The following is a 24,517-nucleotide window of genomic DNA, read 5'->3' on the forward strand; positions in this document are numbered from 1 at the left end:
GTCGCCGGCGAAAATATAAGCCAAATAGCCGTGCTGATAAATCCTTAATAATGTCTGCACAACTTACCCAAAAAACTGAAAGGAATCAATCAGTCGTTGATACTGAGTTAACATCGCGCCAGTCAGAAGTTTATGACGAAAATTTGCTTGATCAGGTACGTACTCAATGGCTGTTTGGCGACTGGGATAAGTTAACTCAATTAAAGCGTGAAACGATTGAAAAGCATCCGGAAAGGGCTAAATTGGCAATATTCGTCGCCGTCGGGTATCAACAATTAGATGACATTAAAAGGACAAAGGAGTTTGTCCAATTAGCATTGGAATGGGGTGGTAATAAACGCTTGGTAAGTCGAATGTTAATTGGAGGTGTGTATAACACATTAGGTAAGGCCGCCGCGATTTTACAAAATGAAGCTGCCTCGTTAAAACATTTTGCCGAAGCGGTATCAGGGATCAGTGGAGACAAAAGATTAAGCTGTCAAGCTAGAAGCGTACACGAAATAACAAGGTTAGGCTTATTGAAGCAAGCGGCTTCTCTTGTAGAAAAAGAGGTCAATTCATTATCCAATCAAGTAAATTCTAGCAGAACCAATCAACGCATTAATGTGCTACGAACCGAGCTAGATTTGCTACATAATGAGTTATCACTCGCACAGCAACGGAATCAGTTAGCAACTAAATATTCATTGATAGGCACCAAACACGAATCTGATAACCAAAGAGATAAATTAAAAGGACTTGAATATAAATCAGTATCGCAGCTCGGGCAAGATCTATGGGTTTTAGAAAAACTAAACTATAAGCGAAATGGCTTTTTTGTCGAATTCGGAGCAACTGATGGGGTATTATTAAGTAATACTTATTTGTTGGAGAAAGAATTTGATTGGCGAGGGATTTGCGCCGAGCCAAATCCAAAGTTGTTTTCCAAGTTACAAAATAATCGCAAATGTGTTTGCAAGAACACATGCGTAGCGGGTTTTGATAACGAGGAGCGCGAATTTATTCTTGCAGATGCGTATGGTTCTTTAGCTTCATACGAAGGTTGTGATCAACACAAACAAAAACGCTTGGCTTACAGGGAAATAGGAGAGGTTATAAAAGTTACTACTCAAACACTTGATAGTTTTTTAAGAGTATGTAACGCCCCTCAGGAAATTGACTATCTTAGTATCGACACTGAAGGTAGTGAGCTAGAAATATTGGAAACATTTGATTTTAATTATTGGCATATTAAAGTATTAACTGTGGAGCATAATTTTCAAGAAGAACCTAGAAAAAAAATTCGCAATTTATTAAGTAATTACGGGTATCAGGTTCAGGACGCTCAATGGGATGACTGGTTTTGGAGACCGGATTTGATCAATAATGCTTACTAGTTTTTGTCGGTTTTTTAATAAGATATATAGCATCAACAAGTCTTACTGATCATAGAATGGATCTAAGACTGATCTAATTATAGAAACTGGTCTATTAATAGGATAACTAGCAGATATGGGAGCGAAATCAAAAGCTAATGATTTCTTGGGTCGATTCAGAGAAATCGTCTCTGATCCACTTAACGTTGCGATTCGAAGAGATCCGCGCGCTGGCTTTGTGGATGGCAATTATATTTATCTCCATAATGGTTTGAAAGTTCCTGTATCAGGTCCTCATGCGTACTACGGAGAATTTAGTTCAATTCTCGCTATAAATCGCGGAGTGCACGAACCGCTTGAGGAATATGTATTTCAACAACTAATCAAACGGTTACCAGCTTCGCCATCAATGCTTGAGCTTGGAGCATACTGGGGGCATTACTCTATGTGGTTAAAAGTCGCTTACCCAGATGCTACCGTTATATTAGTAGAGCCAGAATTGCAAAATCTAAATGCAGGAAAGCATAATTTTGAGGTTAATGGGCTCATTGGTGAATTTATACATGCATTCGTCAGTAAAGACCAATTTAAAGTAGACAAGTATATTTTAGAAAATAAAATCCAAAAAATTGACATACTTCATTCTGATATTCAAGGGTATGAAGTGGAGATGCTGGAGAATTGTTCAGATTCTTTAGAAAAACAAAGGATAGACTATCTTTTTATTTCAACCCATTCGCAACAATTACATTATCATATTAAAGATCGACTTGTAAGCTTTAATTACAGGGTTGAAATATCGGCTGATTTTGATTTCGAAACTACTTCATTCGATGGTTTTATTTTTGCATCCAGTCCTTCAAAAGAGCGTGTTTTTGGAGAATTCACACCCCTGAGTAGGGTTCAGATCGAGAGAGCACAACCAGAACTTTTGATTGAATATCTGTCGAATATTATAAAAAGAACTAATAGAGACTGAATGAAAAATTTCCTTTGATTTGTAGAAATATTTTTTGGTAGTTTTAGTTGTCATCTATTTAGATGTTAGTAGGGATAAAATAAAACATAATCGATATTTTATATGATTCTGAATGTAACTGTTAAGTTTTAAATGCCATATATTAATAAAATTAATCAATGCTATCTAAATAAAAACACCGCTGAAGCCAAGCGGGTTTTGGAAATTGCAATCAAAGAAAACGACGACTTCTACCTGTATCATGAACGGCTAGGCGATTTGCTTGTTCAAGAAAACGACATTAAACAAGCCAGAATTTGTTATGAAAGGGCTCTTGAGTTGAATTCTTCGGCGGAATGGATAAAACTAAAGACTTCGTTATTAATAAAAAATTCTGATACTGTTAAACGGGATACGAAACTTGTCGGAATTTATGATAAATATCCTGATTTGACAGGTAAGCGCCAGGGAGAGGGAGGAAGGCGTATAAATGGAGAATTAAAGTTTTCTAAACCTAATATGCCGTTGGTTACAATTGTTACCGTTGTATATAACAATGAAAATATGTTGCAACGTTGTATAAATAGCGTTAGGCAGCAATCATATTCAAATGTCGAATATATTATAATTGACGGTGGGAGCGATGATGGTACACTAAAGGTTATTCGAGATAACCTAAATATTATTGATTATTTTATTTCAGAGCCTGATTCAGGTATTTATTCTGCGATGAATAAAGGGCTTGAATTAGCCAAAGGTGAATACATTTGCTTATTAAACTCAGATGATTTTTATAGTCCCGAGTTCTTGAGTAAAACAATTGAAGCTGCGAAACATTATCGCGATAAAGTTGATATTATCTATACAGACTATTTTTCGGGCGCAAATTTGTTGCGTGCACAAGAAATAAATGAAGGAGTGTTATTTGGCCATCTTAATATTTGTCATAATACATTTTTGGCTACAAAAGATTGCTATGATCGCATTGGGCGATTCGACGAAAATTTTAAAATCGTAAGCGATGCTATATGGATTCGTAAGGCTTTTACGGGTGGTATAAACTTTAAATGTATCAGGGAACCACTTTTTACTTTGAGCGATGGTGGTTTGTCATCGGGTAATAGCGAAAAAAGGAGAAACTTATTTATTAGTGAAGTGGTCGAAAGCTATCAAAGGAATTTTTCATTTCTGCTTGCGAGTGAAGCTGAGGAAATTTACCTTTTTCGGTTTAATAAAAATCGTGCCTTTGCGTTGCGGTCTATTGTAATGAAGTATAAAAACCGACCACAATTTTTTGAAGCCATGAAAAGATATGTTGAGCATTGCTTGAGGGATCGTAGTAACTTTTTATTAAGTCATACAGAAAGCGATAGTGCCTTTGTAGAGCTTTGTAAGCTTGTTGAAGTCGTGAATGGAAATTTAAAATGTATTCAGATTAATACCAAACATGGATTATTTTCCGATGTTTTAAGTAAAATCGATTCTATTTTAGAGTTGCGAAAAAAAAATGCTCGAAAAACTATATTGCATTTTGTTTCAGTTTTTTCTGCAGCGTCTGAAGCCTTTATATATGATTTACTCACTCGACTAGAAAACGAGACAATTTACGATAATTATATCCTTTTCGAGCATGAACAACTGCGAGAGCAGCGTCCATATGCAAAGGCAATTCATGTGCCTTGGGGGGATTTTCGACCTGAGATTGCCACTCAAATATATAAGTATGTTATTGAAAATCTAGGCGTTAGCGTCGTAGTCGCTCATTTCTCACTGAATGAGTGGAAATTTTCAACTCGCATTAAGCCACTATTTTTGTCTATACCGACTATAAGTATGACTCACGGTATCGACGTGTTTTCTTTAAGAGATAAGTTAGATTATAAAAAGTATATTTTAGATGAATTTTGTAGTCGTCCAGATACTATATTTACAACAGTATCGCAATATCTAAGAGCGGAGTTGTTGTCGCATGGGGTTCCTAGCGATAAAGTTGTTTTGCTTCATAATACAGTAAATGCACAATTCTTTAATCATCGTAAATCCTCTGGGTTTTACGAGCCCACGAACACATTAAAATTGCTTTCGGTCGGTCGTCTAGTCGAATGGAAAGGACATGAGTTCGCTATTCGAGCACTCAAAATATTTAAAGATACGTGCACGCCAGATGTTCATTTGACTATTGTTTACGGCAATAGCGGTGACCTGCTCGAATATACTGAAACTCTGATTCGAGAAACAGGCCTTGAACAAAACGTCTCGCTCGTGCCTTTTGTGAACTTTAAAGAAAGGCCAGATTACTATTCGAATTTTGACTGTTTTGTTCACCCGTCGACTTACTCTTCAAATCAATATCAACAATCTGAGACGTTCGGTGTGGCGGTACTAGAAGCGATTGCTGCGGGGTTACCGGTAATCACAACTGACGCAGGGGGGCTACCAGAAGTCATCGGAGAAGAAACTAAATTTGCTAAAATTGTGCCGCATGCTAACAGCATAGCGATCGCTGAAGCACTTTCTGAATTTTGGCGATCTCGCGAAGCATTTGCTGATAACAAGGCCTACAGCGAAAATCGCCTCAAAATATTTTCACCAAGGGCTCAGATCACCAAATTATCGGCCCTTATTTGCCAGGTAACTAGTATGCCGATTCGGGCGGCATTGTTTTCTACTAGTACTATCCAGGGTGCGGGCTATGCAGCATACAGATTGCATAAAGGTTTGCGTGCAGTACCGGATCACTCAGTGGTAACTACTTTGTTTACTACAGTACGAAATCATGAGTCGGAGAGCGATATAAATGTTATTACGCATCCGTCTGGGAACAACGCTAATTGGCAGGGTTTTCAGCTACAAGCGAAACCAGATCACACTATTTTTACGATAAATCAACGAAACATCTCTTCATATGATTTGGTGAATATGGTTCGTGATTTTGATATTATTAATTTGCACTGGTATGCGCGCTTTTTATCAGTTGAAAATATAGCCACCCTTACCCGACTAGGTAAACCGGTGGTTATGACAATTAGAGATATGTATCCTATTACCGGCGGATGCCATTTTTTCCATGGTTGTACTCTTTGGAAAACGAATTGCTACGGCTGCCCACAAATTCCGTCCGACCAAATTGAATATCCGTCTAAAGTATTAGCAGCAAAGAGAGATCGCTATAAATTCTCGAATTTAACCATTGTCGTTTTGAGTGCACATTCTCGCCGGATTATTGAATCGACGCCATTTTTTAATAAATGCAGAATAGAGGTAATCCCTAATTCAATTGAAACGGATGTATTTCAGCCATATGATAGAGTTCAGGCGCGAAATAAGTTGGGTTTGCCTGTTGACAAGAAAATTATCGGTTACGTTCCTTCATATTCTAGCTCGGTCAAAGGGTATAAAGAGATAGTTAAAGCTTTTGATATTTTAAAAAACACGGACATGTCTAAAAATCTATTTGTCATGTTAGTTGGTAACGAAACGCCAGCAACTTCTCAAATAAATTTAGATAAGCAATATCTAGGGTACATTTCTGATAATGACAAACTGGCGCTGGCATACAGTGCCGCAGACGTTATTGTTGTTCCTTCCCTCGAAGAAACCTTTTCAAATACAGCAGCGGAAGCTATTTCTTGCGGTGTTCCGGTGGTCGGATTTAGAACAGGAGCAATTCCTGATTTAGCTTTAGATGGAATAACTGGTTACACGTTTGAAGTTGGTGATGTTAAAGGACTAGTAAGTGGGATTGAGCGCGTGTTAAACGGTTCCAGTCTTAGGGAGCAGTGTCGGACTCATGCACTATCCTATTTGGATTTCATGAAGCAAGCAAACCGATATGAATTGTTATTTCATGAGTTGATCGCTTTCCAAACGCTTGGTTCCTCTCAAGATGATGAGCTAGAGGTGATCAAGCAGATTGATGAATTAGATGTGGATATTGTCTAGAAGCGCCGTACTTTTTAATGTCCTTAGTTTCCAGTAAGTGTAAAAGAATGGGTCACGAGAATCATTTTTGAGGGTGGTTCACACCCTCAATCAGCTGGTTTGTGAATTTTACAAGTTCCATTTGTCTATATGCTTTTACTTGCTTAAAATAAACAATATATCCTTATTCCGCAGTGCTTCTTCTGTATAGGCAGATTTTAATCGCGAACTTGGGCGGCCACTATATTTGCGATCTTCTTTTAGTATTTTAAATCCAGCAGAAATCAATTCTTGTTTAAACATATCCGCTGTAAACCTATTCAATGTCTCATATTGGTGCCATATTAGGTCAATGTTATTTGGTGACACGCCAGAACTGATAGCCGCTTCAATAAATTTTGATTTCAATACGTCATGCTGATATATAAGGTGGCACCACTGCGTAGTATTTAATTGATTTAAATGTGACCCGCGTTCGGAATAAAACAGAGGATTGACCCTAAAATAAAACAATCCATCGTCGGCTAATGATGTGTATAATTCACCTAATATTTGACTTATCAATTCTTGGTTAATGTGCTCAAACACGCACCAACTAAAAATAAACTTATAACGACCAAGTGTAGCGTAAGACTTATCTTTAATCGTGGACGCATCAGATGCTATTGCCACATTACTACTGCACGTGCCTATAGCAGAGTATTTTAAGTTTTGAATGGTATCCACATCTATATTTAGTATACTCTTTGCCGGTTTAGTAATAGACTTGAATGCGTCATGTAAATCAACACCAAATATATTTATTGAGGGAAATTCTACTGCGAATCTGAGTGAAGCCTCTCCAGTTCCACATCCATATTCCAGTACATGGTCTTCAGCGCCTAAAAAAGAGCCTAAGTCTATATTAGCAAACTCATTAAGATCATGAAGAATGGAATCATAGATATGCGTATACTTTTTTTCAAATCCTGACATTTATAACCCTTTAATTTTATAAATTATTTTAATATTAATATAATAATGTTCTAGTAAATTCAAGGAGCAGCGGTACTTGATGTTATTTGTACCTGTGATGCTAAATTACTCTTTAATACACCCTTGGATTTGCTTAGTATTGCACACATTACTACTTTATCAGATGTTAGTGATTCACGTAAACCAGAGTTTAAATTGTTGGCCCAAGGAATCCACAAGTTTTACGACTTTCTCGCTTAATGCTTATATTGACCAAGTTATGAATCGCCACCAGCGGTATTTGGCGTGTTTCCAAGCGATTTTAATCAGGTTGAGTGCAGGGAGCTGGACCGGGTGAGTTTGATTGCCTGAAAAGGTCAAGATCGTTGCTGGCTTCGTCAAAGCGCCGGCGCAGTGTGGTGCTCCGAACGAAAATGACCGGACGAAGTCAGGAAATGATGCCGAAGGTTCATCTGATTCCAAGTGGCATCAGAAGAATATCAATGCTTGTTGCATTAAGAAAGACGTTACGGCTATATGCATGCTGCCAATGTCTACAGCGCTTATAAACTGGTCCGTAAATATACCGTAACCGATGTCAGCGTCCATAATCTCCCAAACATAAATAACCTGCTCGACAGAGGCGATTCAAATTATTCTGTTTGGACTGGTAGCACTTGCTATCCTAAAAGGGTTAAATGTCTCTATGCAATTTGTGATGTAGGTAAGGTGGGCGAAGAAAAAATACGTTGCACGTGTGCAGCTCTTATCCAAGAATACGTATAATCGGTTTGTATCTAGAAAATCATAGCTAGCCTGAAGATGTATTCATTGGTCATTTTGCTCCGGACACAGGTTTTATGAATGCTTGGTATCTAGGGGTAATTTTTCGAATTACCATTACTATGGCTATAGGCAAGGGCGTTACGGATTTTTTAAAACAATACGAAAAATTGATTTATGCAATATAGGCAACCGCTAGCTACCAACAAAAATTTACGAACTGATTATTCATTGTCAAGTATTGGAGTATAGATCGTCTAATATTGCGCAGACGTTATTTCATTTGCATCGAGCTCTAAAACTAAAAAGTGTTCAACTTTGCTGTATTCCATTTATGTATAGTTACTGGGATGAGTATTTTTCAAGTGCCTGTGATTCCGAAAAGATTAAGAGATTCTGGAAACACGATCGAATTAGACGTATCGGAAGGGCGGATGTCGAGTTGCAAAAAAATATTATAAAAGTATAATCTCCCGGGATCTAGATAGCTTGGCTTCATAATAAGTGCAGTTTAATTAATTTCAATAACCGTTACAAATTTTCTTGTATTTTATAATATTATGACTTGGTATTCGGACAGTAGTCATTGAAGTTAAGCATGCTTATATTGTGGAAATAGAAAGCTAGTTGTATTTTGCTCTTGGATTATTATATGAGTGATAGTGTTGCTTTTTTCTTAATTAAACTTGCCATAATAAAAATTTCGTAAGCGGGAATAGCATTTGGCAGAATGTGAATATGGTGTCTAATTGATTTTGACTTGTCTTTCTAGAAAATGAGAGAAAAAATTATTTGGCTTGACTATTTAAGGGCTATAGGATGTGTATTGGTTGTATTGTTGCATACATCTGCTTTCTACCTGTATAGGATGGAAAAGATCGATTTGTTTTCATGGTCAGTGGCTAACTATATACAGTCCTTTACCAGGATTTCTGTTCCGTTGTTTTTTATGATTTCCGGGTATATTTTTTTTGGTGAAAAGAAGCCGCATATCAAGAATTATGTTCGTGTTTTTTCTGCATTATTGTTTTATAGTGCTCTTTGTTTGATTTATTCAAAGTGCTATAAAGGAGAGCCTGTATATGAAGCATTGCGTAACATTTTTTTTATTCCGGTTTTTTATCATTTGTGGTTTTTTTATGCATTGCTAATCGTTTATATGATTTGCAATATCTTAACTGTTAGAGATGTTTCTTTTGGAAGTGCGGTTTTATTTGCTTGTGTTTTTTTTATTTTAATTAATCCAAAATTATCAAACTTGACGGGATTGTTTGGCTTTTCTTTCAAAAATAAACTCCAATTAGATGGTGAGCTAATTTACTATGTCTTATATGCAGCATTTGGTCGTATTTTAGGGCGTGGATTAATAAGTGAGGCTCTTAAATTTGTTGTATTTGCGCCGCTATTTTATATTTTATCGTCGTTATTAATAGGCTATGGAACGTTTTTTGTCTCACTACAAGCATATAAATACGTCCATGTATTTTACACATATAGCAGCGTATTAGTCGCGATTGGTGCTTTTTCTGTGTTTGTTTTTACTAGAGTTTATGCTAATAAACTACAGTACCTAGATAGACCGCTACATGTTTTGTCTAATAATTCACTAGCTATTTACGGAATCCATGCGCTGGTTCTAGATTTTATTTTTAAAAATGGATATAGAGATTTTAATCATCCGTTTATAGATATATCTTGTGTTTTTTTTGTAACACTTTTATTTAGCTTAATTTTTTCTATTTTTATAAGAAAGATTGATAGGCATCGACTTGTTTCGTAATATTTTTATGTCTTAAAATTGTTGTTACAGTTGTTAGGTTGTAAAAGGCTAATCGTGTAAGGGTGTTTTAATATATATGGCGTTTGTTAAATGCTTGAGATTTGTATTTGTACCTATAATCCACGGATAGAAGTTTTAAAAAAGGTTTTGGGGGCTATATGTAATCAATCAAGTTATGTATGGAAGTTTCGAGTTTTGATTGTTGATAACGCTTCTGAGCCGCCTCTTGAAAACTCGCTTATTGATCAGTTTGAAGCTAAGGGAATGTCCGCGCGTATAGTTAGGGAATCAGTACCTGGAATAGCTAGGGCTCGCCTGCGAGCCGTTTGTGAAACTAAGAGTCAGTGGCTATTGTTTGTTGACGACGACAACGAACTGGCCCCAAATTACGTTGGAGAAGGAATTAAATTTGCCTTAATGCATAAGAATATTGGTTGTTTTGGGGGTAAGCTTTTGTTAGCACCGGCGTTAAACCCTTCTAAATGGATTTATCCATTTTTGTCACGTCTCGCAATTAAAGATGCCGGTGATGAAGTTATTATTGGCAAGAGTGAGTCGTGGGAAATATGGGAGCCGCCTACCGCAGGTGCATTTATTAAAAGGCCTGTACTCGAACTCTATCGGCAGCGAGTGGAAAGTAATCAGGCTATTTTTCAACTTGGACGAGTGGGTACAAATAATCTCGTATCCTGCGAAGATTCCTTTATGATGCGGTTAGCTTATTCGTTAAATTTGGCAACTGCTTATAACCCAAATATGGTCTTGTACCATCATTTAGATGAAAAAAGATTTAAGTTTAAATATCTTATGCGATTGATGTTTTCCTATGGTATTAGTCATGTAAGGCTGGAGGCTTTGTTAAACAATAACGAGGTGACAATACCCGATGAGTATCGACTGACCAGCCAATTTTTAAAACTCATATTGAAAACCTTTAAAGGCGCAGCTAATCAATCTTTGGCTTTTGGTATAGGTATAGCAGCCTACCATCTAGGTGCCCGGTCGGAGTATTTTCGCCCGTATCAAAAATAATGGTTACGAATATATCCTTTCCACGAATTACTCTCGTTACGCCGTCATTAAATGCCGAAAAAACCATAGACCGGACGCTTAAATCGATCGAGCAACAGCAATATCCCAATTTGCAATTAATATGCGTGGATGGCCTGAGCGCTGACGGCACGATTAGTATTATTAGAAGTTATTCGCATATAGTCAGTCATCTGATTATCGAGAAAGACAAAAACGTAGCTGATGCGCTTAATAAAGGGTTTACGCTGGCAGATGGTGAAATATTTGGTTATCTCAACGCAGATGACGCTCTAACTTCAGGCGCGTTAGCCCGTATAGCGCAAATATTTATTGATCATCCGTCAGTTGATGTCGTTACCGGCGCCTGTCGGCGTGTTTATGCCGATGGAACAGAATGCATTACGCAATTACCGGTAGATTATCTCCACGTTTTGTCTATGCGAAACGGCATAGAACAGCCGAGCACCTTTTGGCGGGCAACCTTTCATCGGCGGCTCGGGGAATTTGATGATAGCTTTCAACTTGCTTTCGATTGGGAATGGTGGAACCGCCTCAATGCAACGGGCGCAAAATTTAAGGCAATTCCTGATGTGCTATCAGTTTATTATTTCAGTGACGACAATCTTACTTCTAGGGCCGGCTTGCAGGTAATAGAAGAAATGTACCGTATAACCAAAAAGTACGGACCATTAAATGGATATATGGCCGACATTTATCGGTTTTTATTTAAGGCTTTCGATATGAGGGGGTATTATGATAGGCCTTTTCAATATCTGCCTATTTTAAAACGTTTGGTATTTGGCGGAACACTTTGGTTTTTATGCCATGTTTTCGGTAAGCAAGCGATCACTTCGTATAATTGGAACTGGGCTTCAAAACAGGTACGCGGTCTTGTTTGGTACAAATGACAATTAATATAAATGATTTTTAAAAGGCCTATGCCTAGGGTTGAACAAATTGATGGCTAAGTAAGTGAAAATAAGTTCATCATAGTCGTAGTGATGCAGCGATATTGCCAATTGCTTTGCCCGCTACCTTTCCCGCACTACCTATGCTGATGAGCTTTCATAATACTGCCATCAATAAAGACCCATTCCAAATCCGGCTGAACAACCAATGCCTGGAAGATGGCCATCAGCTTTTTTGGAGTGACCACGCATTGAATCGTTTATATATCGCATTCCACTTTCCAAAGACTGCCGACAAGTCTCTCCAGTGGCGGCTTACTCGCAGCCAGTAATATATCCTTTCTACTGTTTGTCGAAGCATCGGTTTGTCATAATTCCTCCGGCTCAACATGATAGCTTTGAATTTATCCCAATATTCATCCGTAAACGGTTGTCGCGGCATAAGTGGCTTGTCTTTCGTGATTGAAAAACCATTCCATACGGCAGAATTGAATTTCAGGGAGATGATGGCAAAATGGCAACAGCCCCTAATTAGTTTCAAACACAATACTTATTCATCTCCTTCCAATGTTGATTGAAAGCCATGTCGGAGTTCAAAATATGTTTGGTCCATTTTTCAATAAACTTTTGAGTATCTTGCGGATGCCATTCTTCACGTTCGACCTTTTCGGTCATTAGAACTAGCTGTTCCAGCATCAAATTATGCTCCTTGGCGTGACTGATGTAATTATGAAAGCCCATTTTTTGCATCAAGGCTTCTTCTTCGCCGAAATGCGCTTTAACATGCTGGTGTAAATCGAACAGTGTCTCCAGCATAGTTTGTTTGGTGGTCGAAACGGATAGTCTTTCCGCCAGTTCGAAAAAGTCTTTGTGTTCCTGATCCATCTTCTCATCGCCCGTCGCATAACTATCGTGCCAGACGAAGTGGATCATGCTGCCCGGTAATGCGGGGTTTATCATGCCGCATTGCCTGTGTTTAGCAATATTCGTCGGGGTCTGCTCAATGGGTTTCTTGTACACAAAACGCTGCCTGGCTTCGTGGTAGACACCGGTTCCATAGAAATTGCCGTACATTTGAGTGAGTTCGAATTTGCGGTAGGCGGCCAAAGGTTTAGCGCCTTCATCCATGCAGCGGGTGCCGGCTTTTTCTCGCAGCAATTTGCCTAACTCGGCCGGGTTGTTCAGATAGGTATCGACCAAATGCCTGACTTGCGCGGTAAAAATCGCGTGTTGCCTATCCAAAACCTTGTCGACCAAGCCCAACTGCCAGGCTTTTTTCGCGCTGATAGGCAAACGCTGTTCGGTTAGTTGACTTGCTAATGCATGGCCGACGCGCTTCGGCAATAGATAAGTCCAATATTCGGAGCCGTAGAGTTCGCCCATGTTTTTGTAATGCGGGTTGAACATCACGCCATCTCTTGTCACCACTTTATCCGCTGCAATGGCTAAAATCGCGCCGCCGGCGCCGGCATTTCCCGATACTGCGGCGATGGTCAATTTGTCCAGCGTCGTGACGATTTGGTGAATCATATCGTCGATGGCATTGATGTTATGCCATGATTCTTCGGCTGGATCATCCGCGGCTTCGATATGGTTCAGATGAATGCCGTTGGACCAGAAGTCCTCGCCGCCCATCAACACGATGGCTTTGACCGGCAAGGTGGCGATGTGCTGATAAACCGACAGCAACAACTTGCACTGTGCGGTACCCATGCCGCCGTTATGGAAGGCGAAATACAGATAGGCCGCTTCGCCGTGTATTTCGTACCAGACTTCCTGGGTCGGTAGTTGTTTGCCGGGTTGGGTGTAGTCGATCACAAAAGTCTTAGGCGGTTTTGTCAAGCGAGCCTGTAAGCCGGATTGGGTTTTCGGCCAATAGTCTTTCAAAACCCGGGTCGCAGGTAATTTGATGCCCGGCCCATGCGCCAATTTCGGTTTCAAATGGCCGATCCAAACCGCGCCGTCCAGGGTTGCCCGGCAAACGGCATGCTCGGCTACTGCAATGATTTCGCCCGGTTTGCCGCGTAAATGCGATTCCTTATGGGCGTTATAAAGATAAAAAGCTTGGCCGAATATCTCGTCTAACAGCCCCGGGCAACCATCAGCGGCCCGGATCCGCCGCAAAATTTCGTCGGTTTTGTGTTTTTTCCAGTCTATTTTTCGGTCGGCTTGTTTCATCGCCGGCCGTAATTGGCCCTTCACATCGGGCTTGCTGTAATCCAAGGGTTCCGGCTTAAAATGCGGCGCATCGAAATAAGTCAACGCTTCCCATAAACAAGCGACGGCCGCTTGCGTGACTTCGCGGTTGAACACGCTGCTTTTGGTCGCATCACGCAGCGTAAAAGTCTTGCTGGCCCAGATGTCGCCGGCATCCATTTCCTCCGCTGCTTCTAACAGCGTGACTCCCCATTCATTCAGTCCTTGTTGAATTGCCCAATCCAATGACGAAGGCCCGCGGTCGCCCTTGATGCCGGGATGTACGATCAGACAGCGGTAATGTTGATAAATGGTGGCCGGTATGCGCTGTCTTAGAAACGGACATAGAATCAAGTCCGGTTTGAATAGCTCCACACCCTCCAGCACTTCAGCATCGTTACCCAAATGCAGTTCGACGGAAACCTCGTAGCCGGCGTCGTCCAATTCGGTGTAAAAGCGTTGGGTGAGGCCGGAAAATGCGCTCGATAACAGTAAGATTCTCATGACACTCCCCCTTAAATGTGAAGTTCTTAAATTAATAAGCAAAATCCGTAAAAGCACTGGCTGAGTAGGCATTGGGACCAGTGCCTGGTATTCAGGCAACGATAGCTCGGCTAAAGCGTTGCCGGTAATCGTGAGGATTCACGCCGAGTTGACGCAGAAAGGCGCGCCGCATACGCTCTTGATCCTTAAAACCTGTTTTAACGGCTATCCATTCCACGCCCAAATCGCTGCTATCCAGCAGATTTCTAGCCTGATCGATGCGTACCATTTCGACGTATTTGGCCGGCGTCATGCCGGTTTCGGTAGAGAACAAACGGGCAAAGTTGCGCGGACTCATCGCCATGCGTCCGGCTAACGTCTCGACCGTCAGCTCTTCTCCGGCATGATCCATAATCCAGCCTTGCAAGTCGCGGATGTCCGAGCGATGAGCCGCTTCGTTGGTTAAATAGGCGCTGAATTGAGATTGACCGCCGGGACGCTTTAGAAAAACCACCATGAAACGGGCGACGTGCAGAGCCAATTCTCGCCCCCAATCTTCCTCTATCAACGCCAATGCCAAATCAATCCCGGAGGTAATGCCGCCGGACGTAAAAATATTGCCGTCTTTAATAAAAATATGATCGGGTTGTACACAGACCAAAGGATAATTCTCGGAAAGTTGTGAGCTGTAGTGCCAGTGAGTTGTGGCTTTGCAACCGTCCAGTAAACCGGCCTCTGCCAGTAAAAACGATCCGGTACAAACTGAAACCACTCGACGTACTTTCTCTGCCATCGCCTTTATCCAGGCGATCAATTTTTCGTCGGCTATGGCCTTTTCTATATAACCGCCCGGAATGAGTAAGGTATCGAATTCGACGTCAGTATCGCCGTAAGCTTCGTCGGCAACGATCTGTAAGCCGGATAAAGTCTTAACGGGGCCCGATTTTTCGGCGAAGATTTTGGTCGAATAAATGTTTCGGTCACAGATGCCGCGATGTTGCAACGCTGCACTGGCAAAACCGAATACCTCGTTGGGACCGGCGATATCTAATATTTCGACATCCGGAAACGCTAAAACGCCGACGGTTCGGGCCTGGAATTTGAAATTCTCCGGCTTGGAAAAACTGAACTTGGACATGGCGGCATCCTCGGTAACTCTGCATGGCTAAATAGTCACCAATTTTGCCGCTAGATTCAATGACAAACATCCCTCGTTTTCGGCCAAAACGAGGGTGTGTTGATTAGCGTCTAACTTGCTGGTTTCACAACATTGCGTGGTCCAGGTTGAAGTCGAATCATCTATCAGGCAACAGGCTACATTTGAGATTGCAAATAGTTCTGCAGACCTATTCTGTCAATCAGGCCAAGTTGCTGCTCCAGCCAATAGGCATGGTCTTCCTCGGTATCTTTCAGCATGACTTCGAGTATTTCGCGTGTCTGATAGTCTTTGACCGATTCGCAATAGGCGATGACTTCTTTAAGTGCGTTCACCACCTGAATTTCCACTGCCAAGTCGTTTTGCAACATCTGCGGCACGTCGCTGCCGACATTCAAAGGATCGCGTTTGGATAGGTTGGGCGTACCTTCCAAAAACAGAATTCTACGGATCAGTTGATCGGCATGTTGGGTTTCCTCCGTCATTTCGTGGTCTATGCGCTCGTAGAGTTTTTCGAAACCCCAGTCGTGATACATGCGCGAATGGATAAAATATTGATCCATCGCAGTCAGCTCGCCGGCCAGCAATTCGTTAAGCATCTCAATCACTTTGGTATCGCCTTTCATGGTCATTTTCTCCCGTCGGATATGATTAAATTTGGATATTTTCGATTTTATCCGGTTGTCCACAACTGTTAAATGTCATCTTAAGTCTATCAGGCATCCCGGCGCGAGTGCGCGATGTTTCGAGGCGGCTTAGATTGTGTTGTTTAACCCAATTGTAGATATCACTTCAACTCGAACAGAAACGGTGCAGGAGTTTAATTTATAACGTGTTGAAACTAAATGATTAAATTTTTTCGAAAAAAATCGTATAAGCTGGATCGAAATTTGCATAATTGGTTGAAAAGGCCTTTTTGACCAATTATGCAATCTCGATGATAGGTGATTTATGAGCAAGATCGGCATATTTTTCGGCACCGATACCGGCAGCACGCGTCTGGTCGCAAAGAAAATCTATAGCATCTTGGGCGAAGAACTGGCGGACAAACCCAAGAATATCAACCGCACCAAACCTGCCGAATTGTTGAGTTACGACGCACTCATATTGGGCACGCCGAGTTACGGGGTAGGCGATTTGCCGGGCTTGGCGGTAGGCTGTCAAGAAGCCAATTGGGCCGAGTTTGTACCTTATCTCGACGACGTCGATTTGTCCGGCAAAAAGGTTGCGTTGTTCGGCTTGGGCCATCAGGAGCGTTATGCTTCGCGTTTCGCCAGCTCGTTAATCAAACTTTACCATGTGTTTTACGGTTATGGCGCCGACATCGTTGGCCGCTGGAGTACTGAAGGTTATCAATTCGAGCATTCGGCTTCGATCGTCGATGGTCAATTCGTCGGACTGGTAATAGACCAGCGCGGTCAGCCTCATCTAACCGAAGAGCGGATCAAAACTTGGTTGACGCAGGTTACTCCGCAACTCTTGCCGGATTTGGCCAAGGTAGCTTGATATGCCGGCCGAAGATATTGAACCGGACCTGACCCCGCGAGCCGATTGTAAACTCTGCCGCTTTTCGAAAACCTTGTTAGCGAGCGGGCGCTGTGTCCCCGGCGACTGCTGTGTGGCAGCCGAAAGCGGACGCCAAATCGACCGCTTTTTCAAAGCCAATCCCGCTTACGCGCCGGAATATGCCCAGGACCCTTTTTGGGAACGGCGCGCCATCGCGGCCCGCTATCTTCCGACCAACAAATTAAAGCCGCTATTGACCGATCCCGACGAAGCCGTTCGCAGAGTGCTGGCATACCGCGTACCGTTGGAATGGCTGCCATTGCTGCGTAACGACAGCGATCGGGAGGTCAGAATTACGGTAGCCGACCGTTTACCCGAAGAAGAGTTGGAATCGATGGCCGGCGACCGCGATTATTTAGTGCGCGTCTATGTCGCCAGACGTTTGCCTCAAGGGCGTTTATTCCGCTTGGCTGCCGATTCCGATTGCGAAGTTCGGCGTGTGGTAGCCGCTCGCATTCCCAGAGTCAGTCTGGGCTTGATGGCGAACGACGCCGAAGTCGAAATCCGGCGTACGGTCGCCCAACGCATGGACGTAGAGGATTTGCCTATGATGAGCAAAGACGATGACTGGACGGTACGCTATGAAGTGGCTTTACGCGCCAAACCGGATTTACTTCAAGAAATGCTTGACGATGCCGATGACGAAGTTCGTTCGACCGTACGGCAGCGTCTGGAAACCGTAACCGTAGCCAGCTCTAGTCCATGACCAATACCTTTATCGTCGGCTTAAGCTATGCCGACCGTCTGAATATCGCTTCCGAAGCGCGGCATCGCGCGATTAAAGAATTGTTCGATTCCGATCTGGCTCCCCTGACGTCCTTAATGGGGCCTATGAGCGATGGTCCGGAATGGCCGGCGGGCGCTTCCTGGTTGGCGGCGCGGCATGGTGACAATGCGTGCATCGTTTCCGACGGCTTGTCCGATCCTTGGGTGGAAAGAGACAAGCCCGAAACCGGTCTGGGTATCGAGGTGTTTGTCGAATCGCCTGATGCCAACATTCCGGCCGACGCATCATTGACCGCCCTGGCCGACACCTGGCTGTTTCCGATGCTGGCGGAAGTCAGTCACACGCTGGCGGGTTTTCCGCGTCTTTCCGAAAAATTGTTGGCAGGAGACTTGCTGTCGCTGGAATTCAACATCGATCACATCAAGGACGGCCGCGGCCGGGTTGGCGCCCTGCTGCATACGCCGCGCAACTTACCCAACGAATTGGATATCGCCGGCGGCCAAGTCAAGCTTATCGCAGCCACTTTGCTGACCGTTCCCGAACTGCAATATCTGCGAGGTAAAGGCGACGCCGGCCGCCTCGAAATGGTCGGTAAATTATACGACGCCGGCATTGGCCACTTGTCGCTACTGAATCGCCCCTCGCTGGTTTAATCGGGAGAGTATTTGATGGATGCATTCGCGGACATCGAGACCTGGCTGCTCGATAACGGATTCGATAACGCGCAACTTTCGGCGCCTAACGCGGCCGGGCGGCAGGCGCTAATTCTGGCCGCGCAACAGGGCAGAGGCGATATATTGAGATATTTATTGCAGCAAGGTACGGACCTGAAAGTTGTGGACGCCTACGGCAACAATGCCTTATGGGCCGCCTGTTTTTCGGAGTCGGCCGATTGCATTTCTACGCTGCTGAATGCCGGAATAGATATCGATTATCAAAACCCAAGCGGCGCCACGGCGCTGACGTATGCGTCGTCCAGCGGCAAACATACCGTTGTGGCGCAGTTGCTACAGGCCGGTGCCGACCCCACGCTGACGACCGACGACGATTTTAGCGCCCTGGACTTGGCCTCGACCCGAGAATGTCTGCAGCTGTTACTCCACGCTGTGAAGGCTTTGAAATAAGGCTAATCTTGCCTGGCGACAAAACGATCGAAAAATCATCCTTTGATTTTAAAAGCAGAATCCATATTTTGCCGAACTTCATTCCCGCTTTCGGCCAGTACCTGCTGATCAATTACTCCAGCATAACGGCAGGTGAAAGTCAGAAAACGGCCGTTCATTTGCGTGAGGGGAGTTGACGAACTGCATCAATCGCAAACGATGACCTGCATGTTGTATACAGCCTTCTACGACCCTACATCAATGTGCGAATTGTAAAAATCTTGAACAAGCGGATTAAGGCGACACCGAACCTTGGCGCAATAACGGTTTGAGTTTTGACCAAGCGACTGCAACTGGCCCCGGTTTACAGCCATAGCATATTCCCTCGTAAGCTCTGAAATAGATACTTAGTCCTTGGTCGGTAAATAACCATCTTTCTGGGCGAATCACTATATTCTTAATTTCAGTCTCAACCTCTTGTTTTTGATCTTCTGTCGTAATCCAGCCCTGGGCAGCAAGAGCTTTCCAAAACAAAGATTGCAATTTAGGTCGCCATTTCACATCCTCTATAAATACATCTTCAGGATAGTATGGCAATTCTCTTTTAGTTATTTGGCCCGGTTTTCAAATAGCATATTGAAATGCAAATTGTGGCCGGGTGCGTCCGTTTTCCAAGGATATTCCGTCATGTAATCGGTGATACCATCTGGATTGCCGTGCCCCCACATAGCCCTTTGTCCTTCTGCGTAGGCGAATTTCCATTCGGCATTCCATGGCTCTCCGGCAGTTGGCATAGGAGTTAAGGTCCTCGGTCCCATATTGACTATCGACAAACTCGCGTCATCCGCATTTTCCAGATCGGATAGTGTCAACCAGGCGATATATTTGACGCCGGGCTTTAGTTTTACGCTCGGCAAGTTGAATTCTAACCAGTCGCCGATGGATTCTCCCGTCACCGTTTTGATTTCGGATTCCCATAAAGTAGGGCGAAGGGGTCTATCATTCTGCCATTCCGATATTATCAGTTTCAGATTGGCTTGCGGCGCTGGGTTAATATTTTTATATTTTCGATATAAAAATCCGACGTATATTAAATTTGGATGCCCTTTAGGGGTGGAAAATATTTGGCCGATGGCCGTCGCACCTTCTCGAGTGTTTTTATAAAACAGGTTGTAACCACCTGATTCGGCGCCCAATACTTCTTCGGCAGGCAGCCGGGCTTCGGTACGTTCAGTTCTGCCGCACGCGGCGCATAATAGAAGTATCACAAGAATGATTCGGCTTGATCGATGCATTGGCTTAGCGGACTTGGTTTTCTAGGTTGGTATCGGCTGGGGAGGTTAGTAATTGATTGTCGGATATAAATGCAATAACATCATCGGTCGCTTGTATATAAATTTTGTCGGCACTGTAAAGGATATTCTCGGGATTGTTGTTTAGTATCAGCTGAAAGTGTTTGCTTTGCGCATATTTATCAACCGCGGTTTTTAAGAAATCGTCAAATTTCTTTCGAGTCTCCTGATCAAATTTCCCTCTGGCTATGTTCGCTTCGTATACGCTTCGTAGTTTGTTTTGCAGCTCGGTAATTAACGGGTCTTTTTGAATATTCGCGGTACATTCATAAAATGCATTACTCGCGGCGGCAGTTGGCCGGACTGCTTCTGACGGGTATTGATGTCGCTTAGGACGAATGATTTTTTCCCCGGATGGCATAATGATGGTTTCGTTTTCATCGGTTCTGTTCGGTAGCGATTTTGCGCTTCCTTCAATGTTCTTGCGGCAGTTTTCTCTCGCATCCTGTTCCAACTGAGAGATTTGTTTTTTGGTCAGCTCCTGCATTCGGGAGGTTTCATCGCTGGTAAGCAGTTCCGGAGGATATGGAACGGTTTTTTTAAAGGTATCGTAAAACGTGGTCCGTAGTTTTCCAGTATCCACCATGGCCCATTTAACTTTGTCCGGTTTCTGTTTCCACTCGATATTACAGCCGGTTTGGCCGATTAGGATTAGTAAAGTTATCGATTTTTTCCACATAGATTTTTTGAAGCGGTAATATAGAGACAAAGTATAAATGTTAGACCAGTTTTTACGAATGTTGGCGTTAAAACGTTTTTCTTTGGCTGTTCCAGTCTGGGTATCGAAGGAATTCCGGTATGTGTTGGTTTGGCTTGCGGCTGCAAGATTCGCGTAGCTAACCCTAACCCAGCGGTCGAAGCGACGCACTGGTTCAGGATGCTTTTGTGGGTTGGCTTAATTTCAACGGTTTGTGGCTTTGTCCATGGTCTGTCCCCGGCGAGCTCATTACCTCTGAGTTGAATGGCAACTAAAGGTATTGCTGCCGACATTCGAGGAAAAACTTTGAATGTCTCCGAAGAGTCGATTTCGTCTTTAGCGCAATCTCTAAACCGTATCGTACCAATTAACATTGAATCAATGGCAGAAGAAACTCTTATGAGTGCCACCGCCGTTAGCTAACATTTCAGCGAGGATTTCGGCGGTTGATTAAGCGCAACTGCAGTCATTCAAACATCGACGTTCCATCCGGCTGTTATTTGTTACGAACGCCACAAATAGTTTCAGTAAATTTTATCTATAATTCAATCGCTTATAAATTGGTGCAGAATATGAATTAAGCATTGAGTCAAGAGAGCTACACACAAATCAACGCGGTGTTCGGTTACTTATAATTTTACGGTGCTTATGTCTGAAATCATCCAGTTTCCCGTTTCGAACAAACAACATAAATCAGATATTGACGAGGTTATCGATGAAGCACTCAGGAGCATCCCGAAGAAAGACGGCGAAAAGCTCAGGTTTGAGCTGATCAAAACCGTTGACAGCTATGATGCCTTTTTCACTGAATGGTCCTTGAGTCTACCCGAAGATAGTAGCGAAACCCTGAGAAAACAGATCTACGATATCGCGCATCAGGAACACGATCGAAAAATTCGTATGCTGAAAGACATTATGAGACTAAAGATTAAGGTGCTGGTTGCGGAATATCATCAACGAAAGTAACTCGGTTTCTGCTTAGCGACTTTCGTAGCGCCAGTCATGCTCTGCTGAAGGTCAAGGATCGCTTTGCAATATCGTGCGCAAATGACTGGTGGTTCAACAGACTTGTGTTGCCGCGGCGATTAAGTCGTCACCTTGCCGTCGTCACAAAGCGGTCACATGACTGCTATACCCTTGCTCATTTAACCGGCCGGTGCTCGGCCTCACTTTGACTATGCCTTACTCCACCAGCGTAAACGGCAGGAATTTCAACTTTGCGAATTTGCGGGTTTTAATGGCCAAGGCATCGCCGATGCGGGCAGCCGACGAGTTGGCCGGCTTGGCGGCGGCGTCGGAAGTCGAACGGGCGGTGGCTCAGCGACTATTGGCCGAAGTGCCTTTGCGGCGGTTTCTGGAAGAACCGCTGATCGCGCCGGAAATCGACGAAATTTCCCGGCTGATTCTCGAACGCCACGATGCCGGGGCATTCGCGCCGGTCGCCGCATTGTCGGTCGGCGAATTTCGCGACTGGTTGCTTGCGGACGAAAGCGATTTATCGGCGCTGGCCGCCGGGCTGACGCCGGAAATGGCGGCCGCCGCCAGCAAAATCATGCGTAATCAGGATCTGATTGCAGTCGCCCGGCGCTGCCGAGTGGTCAGCCGCTTTCGAAATACCCTCGGTTTGCCGGGACGATTGGCGACCCGGCTGCAACCGAATCATCCCACCGACGATCCGCGCGGCATCGCCGCCAGCATATTGGACGGCTTGCTGTACGGCAGCGGCGACGCCGTGATCGGCATCAATCCGGCCACCGACAATCTCGACAATGTCCACACGCTGCTCAATCTGCTCGACGAAATCATCCGGCGCCACGCGATCCCGACGCAAGCCTGCGTCCTCTGTCACGTCACCACCAGCATGGAACTGATGCGTCGCGGCGCGCCGGTCGATTTGGTGTTTCAATCCATCGCCGGGACCGAGGCGGCCAATCGCAGTTTCGGCATTGATTTGGCTCTGTTGCGCGAGGCGCAGGCGATAGCGGAATCATTGGGGCGCAGCAATCTCGGCAATCAGGTCATGTATTTCGAAACCGGCCAGGGCAGTGCGCTGTCGGCCGACGCTCATCACGGCGTCGACGCGCAAACCTGCGAAGCCAGGGCCTATGCGCTTGCGCGGGAGTTTTCGCCGCTGCTGGTCAATACCGTGGTCGGTTTCATTGGCCCGGAGTATTTGTACGACGGCAAACAAATCATACGCGCCGGTTTGGAAGATCATTTCTGCGCTAAGCTGCTGGGCCTGCCGATGGGATGCGATATTTGCTATACCAACCACGCCGAGGCGGATCAAAACGATATGGACAATCTGCTCACCTTGCTTGGCGTCGCCGGCTGCAATTTCATCATGGGCATACCCGGTGCCGACGACGTGATGCTGGCTTATCAAAGTACCTCCTTTCAGGATGCTTTGTATCTGCGCCAGGTATTGGGTTTACGGCCTGCGCCCGAATTCGAGGCCTGGCTGCAGAAAATGGGGGTTTTCGACGGCAATAACCGGCTAGCCGATAAACGGCTCAAGGCCCCGTTGTTGAGCGACTTTTCCAATTACGGCGCCGTTCGGACATGAACGACCCATGGTTTGATCTTAGGCGCTTTACGCAAGCACGAATCGGCCAGGGCTGCGTAGGCTGCTCGACGCCGACGGCCGCGCATCTGGAGTTTCAACTGGCCCATGCCATGGCCAGGGATGCCGTTCAGCAAGCCTGGCAACTGAAAGATTTTGCCGAAACTCTAACTGTAAAAGGATGGCCGCCGCTGTTGTTGTCTACGCCGGTCGCCGATCGCACCCAATATTTGCTTCGCCCCGATCTGGGGCGGTGCCTGGATAAAACCAGCCGCCAACGCTTGCAATCGCTCCGATATCCGGTCGTTGATGTGGTTTTAGTTGTCAGCAACGGCTTGTCGTCCACGGCAGTCGAGCGCCACGGGGCCGGGTTGCTGGAGGCCGTCATCGCCGCCTATATCAATTGCGGATTGAGTCTGGGGCCGGTTTGTCTAGTACCAAATGCCAGAGTGGCGCTAGCCGATGAAATCGGCGCGTTATTCAACGCCCGCCTATCGGCGATGATCGTCGGCGAACGCCCGGGACTCAGCGCGGCCGACAGTTTGGGCGTTTATTTAACCTATTCCCCTCGCATCGGCAACAGCGACGCCGAGCGCAATTGTATTTCCAACATACGCCCGCCGGCGGGCATGTCTTACGAGGCCGCCGCCGCCAAACTGGCGTATTTAAGCGAACAGGCATTACAGCGAGGCGTGTCCGGCGTCGCATTAAAAGACGACATGCCGGGCAATTGCTTAAAACAAAGCGGGCCGATTTAATTCTATCGGGCACAAGCGATTGGGTTTTGGTCCGGGTCGGGCCGCAATCCTGGATTCGTAAAACAAACCACTAAGTTTGAACGTACGCTATCAATATTGACGAATTCTCAGTTTTGGCCACTTAGAGACATTCAAGGATTTCAAAATATGGCAACATTTAAGTAGTAAGCAGCATTTTAACGCTGGGTTCAGCAATAGGCTAAGGAAAATTACAAGCAACACTCG

20 protein-coding genes and 1 pseudogene are annotated in these 24,517 nt (G+C 44.2%); 13 read left to right on the top strand and 8 right to left on the bottom strand.

Features of this window, described 5'->3' with window-relative positions; all coding sequences use genetic code 11:
* Window positions 1–50 precede the first annotated feature (50 nt).
* From ACW73I_RS08595 to ACW73I_RS08605, 3 genes are all read left to right on the top strand, one after another.
* Entirely contained in the window at window positions 51–1,376 is a 1,326-nt protein-coding gene (locus tag ACW73I_RS08595; protein WP_458028841.1) for an FkbM family methyltransferase, read from the top strand.
* A gap of 115 nt (window positions 1,377–1,491) precedes the next feature.
* The gene (locus ACW73I_RS08600; RefSeq protein WP_458028842.1) at window positions 1,492–2,334 is read left to right on the top strand and encodes an FkbM family methyltransferase; all 843 of its coding nucleotides are present in this window, start codon (window positions 1,492–1,494) and stop codon (window positions 2,332–2,334) included.
* Between the two features lie 132 nt (window positions 2,335–2,466).
* Entirely contained in the window at window positions 2,467–6,255 is a 3,789-nt protein-coding gene (locus ACW73I_RS08605; RefSeq protein ID WP_458028843.1) for a glycosyltransferase, read from the top strand.
* A 135-nt stretch (window positions 6,256–6,390) separates the two neighbouring features.
* Here the strand turns inward: ACW73I_RS08605 and ACW73I_RS08610 are convergent, their stop codons facing one another.
* A complete protein-coding gene (locus ACW73I_RS08610; protein WP_458028844.1) occupies window positions 6,391–7,209 on the bottom strand; it encodes a class I SAM-dependent methyltransferase in 819 nt (272 codons plus the stop codon).
* A 1,537-nt stretch (window positions 7,210–8,746) separates the two neighbouring features.
* On the opposite strand from ACW73I_RS08610, the gene ACW73I_RS08615 reads away from it, so the two are divergent.
* From ACW73I_RS08615 to ACW73I_RS08625, 3 genes are all read left to right on the top strand, one after another.
* Window positions 8,747–9,751, top strand: a complete 1,005-nt coding sequence (locus ACW73I_RS08615; protein ID WP_458028845.1) for an acyltransferase — start codon at window positions 8,747–8,749, stop codon at window positions 9,749–9,751.
* A gap of 90 nt (window positions 9,752–9,841) precedes the next feature.
* Window positions 9,842–10,783, top strand: coding sequence for a glycosyltransferase (locus ACW73I_RS08620; protein WP_458028846.1), 942 nt, complete (start codon window positions 9,842–9,844; stop codon window positions 10,781–10,783).
* A complete protein-coding gene (locus tag ACW73I_RS08625; protein WP_458028847.1) occupies window positions 10,783–11,691 on the top strand; it encodes a glycosyltransferase family 2 protein in 909 nt (302 codons plus the stop codon). Before ACW73I_RS08620 ends, ACW73I_RS08625 begins: the two co-directional genes overlap by 1 nt.
* 143 nt (window positions 11,692–11,834) lie before the next feature.
* Here the strand turns inward: ACW73I_RS08625 and ACW73I_RS08630 are convergent.
* The 4 genes and pseudogenes from ACW73I_RS08630 to bfr all read right to left on the bottom strand — a co-directional run.
* Window positions 11,835–12,133 (bottom strand): annotated as a pseudogene (locus ACW73I_RS08630) (transposase); the annotation flags it as partial.
* A 95-nt stretch (window positions 12,134–12,228) separates the two neighbouring features.
* Complete coding sequence (locus ACW73I_RS08635) at window positions 12,229–14,391, bottom strand: enoyl-CoA hydratase-related protein (RefSeq protein ID WP_458028848.1); 2,163 nt, start codon at window positions 14,389–14,391, stop codon at window positions 12,229–12,231.
* 91 nt (window positions 14,392–14,482) lie between these two features.
* A complete protein-coding gene (locus tag ACW73I_RS08640; protein ID WP_458028849.1) occupies window positions 14,483–15,508 on the bottom strand; it encodes a GlxA family transcriptional regulator in 1,026 nt (341 codons plus the stop codon).
* A 176-nt stretch (window positions 15,509–15,684) separates the two neighbouring features.
* Window positions 15,685–16,152, bottom strand: a complete 468-nt coding sequence (bfr, locus tag ACW73I_RS08645) for a bacterioferritin (RefSeq protein WP_458028850.1) — start codon at window positions 16,150–16,152, stop codon at window positions 15,685–15,687.
* A gap of 325 nt (window positions 16,153–16,477) precedes the next feature.
* Here bfr and ACW73I_RS08650 point away from each other — a divergent pair, with 325 nt between their 5' ends.
* From ACW73I_RS08650 to ACW73I_RS08665, 4 genes are read left to right on the top strand one after another with little or no spacing between them, the layout of a single operon-like run.
* On the top strand, window positions 16,478–17,032 hold the full coding sequence (locus ACW73I_RS08650; protein ID WP_458028851.1) for a flavodoxin: 555 nt from the start codon (window positions 16,478–16,480) through the stop codon (window positions 17,030–17,032).
* A 1-nt stretch (window position 17,033) separates the two neighbouring features.
* Window positions 17,034–17,798: a 4Fe4S-binding leucine-rich repeat protein gene (locus tag ACW73I_RS08655; protein WP_458028852.1), complete on the top strand. Its 765-nt coding sequence runs from the start codon at window positions 17,034–17,036 to the stop codon at window positions 17,796–17,798.
* Window positions 17,795–18,472, top strand: coding sequence for a hypothetical protein (locus ACW73I_RS08660; RefSeq protein ID WP_458028853.1), 678 nt, complete (start codon window positions 17,795–17,797; stop codon window positions 18,470–18,472). The genes ACW73I_RS08655 and ACW73I_RS08660 overlap by 4 nt, the downstream gene beginning before the upstream one ends.
* A 15-nt stretch (window positions 18,473–18,487) precedes the next feature.
* Window positions 18,488–18,943, top strand: a complete 456-nt coding sequence (locus ACW73I_RS08665; RefSeq protein ID WP_458028854.1) for an ankyrin repeat domain-containing protein — start codon at window positions 18,488–18,490, stop codon at window positions 18,941–18,943.
* Between the two features lie 273 nt (window positions 18,944–19,216).
* Here ACW73I_RS08665 and ACW73I_RS08670 read toward each other — a convergent pair whose 3' ends face one another.
* The 3 genes from ACW73I_RS08670 to ACW73I_RS08680 are packed head-to-tail and all read right to left on the bottom strand — an operon-like array spanning window position 19,217 to window position 20,761.
* On the bottom strand, window positions 19,217–19,519 hold the full coding sequence (locus ACW73I_RS08670) for a DUF3298 domain-containing protein (protein WP_458028856.1): 303 nt from the start codon (window positions 19,517–19,519) through the stop codon (window positions 19,217–19,219).
* Window positions 19,520–19,530: 11 nt separating this feature from the next.
* On the bottom strand, window positions 19,531–20,190 hold the full coding sequence (locus tag ACW73I_RS08675) for a hypothetical protein (RefSeq protein ID WP_458028857.1): 660 nt from the start codon (window positions 20,188–20,190) through the stop codon (window positions 19,531–19,533).
* A gap of 31 nt (window positions 20,191–20,221) precedes the next feature.
* Window positions 20,222–20,761 carry a hypothetical protein gene (locus tag ACW73I_RS08680; protein WP_458028859.1) on the bottom strand — a complete coding sequence of 180 codons (540 nt, stop codon included), beginning with the start codon at window positions 20,759–20,761 and terminating at the stop codon, window positions 20,222–20,224.
* An 858-nt stretch (window positions 20,762–21,619) separates the two neighbouring features.
* Here ACW73I_RS08680 and ACW73I_RS08685 point away from each other — a divergent pair.
* The 3 genes from ACW73I_RS08685 to eutC all read left to right on the top strand — a co-directional run bounded on the left by ACW73I_RS08685 (window position 21,620) and on the right by eutC (window position 24,292).
* Window positions 21,620–21,937: a hypothetical protein gene (locus ACW73I_RS08685; protein ID WP_458028860.1), complete on the top strand. Its 318-nt coding sequence runs from the start codon at window positions 21,620–21,622 to the stop codon at window positions 21,935–21,937.
* A 211-nt stretch (window positions 21,938–22,148) separates the two neighbouring features.
* On the top strand, window positions 22,149–23,537 hold the full coding sequence (locus ACW73I_RS08690) for an ethanolamine ammonia-lyase subunit EutB (protein ID WP_458028861.1): 1,389 nt from the start codon (window positions 22,149–22,151) through the stop codon (window positions 23,535–23,537).
* Entirely contained in the window at window positions 23,534–24,292 is a 759-nt protein-coding gene (gene eutC, locus ACW73I_RS08695) for an ethanolamine ammonia-lyase subunit EutC (protein WP_458028862.1), read from the top strand. Before ACW73I_RS08690 ends, eutC begins: the two co-directional genes overlap by 4 nt.
* Window positions 24,293–24,517: the final 225 nt, after the last annotated feature.

The organism is Methylomonas sp. MgM2 (assembly GCF_054172045.1).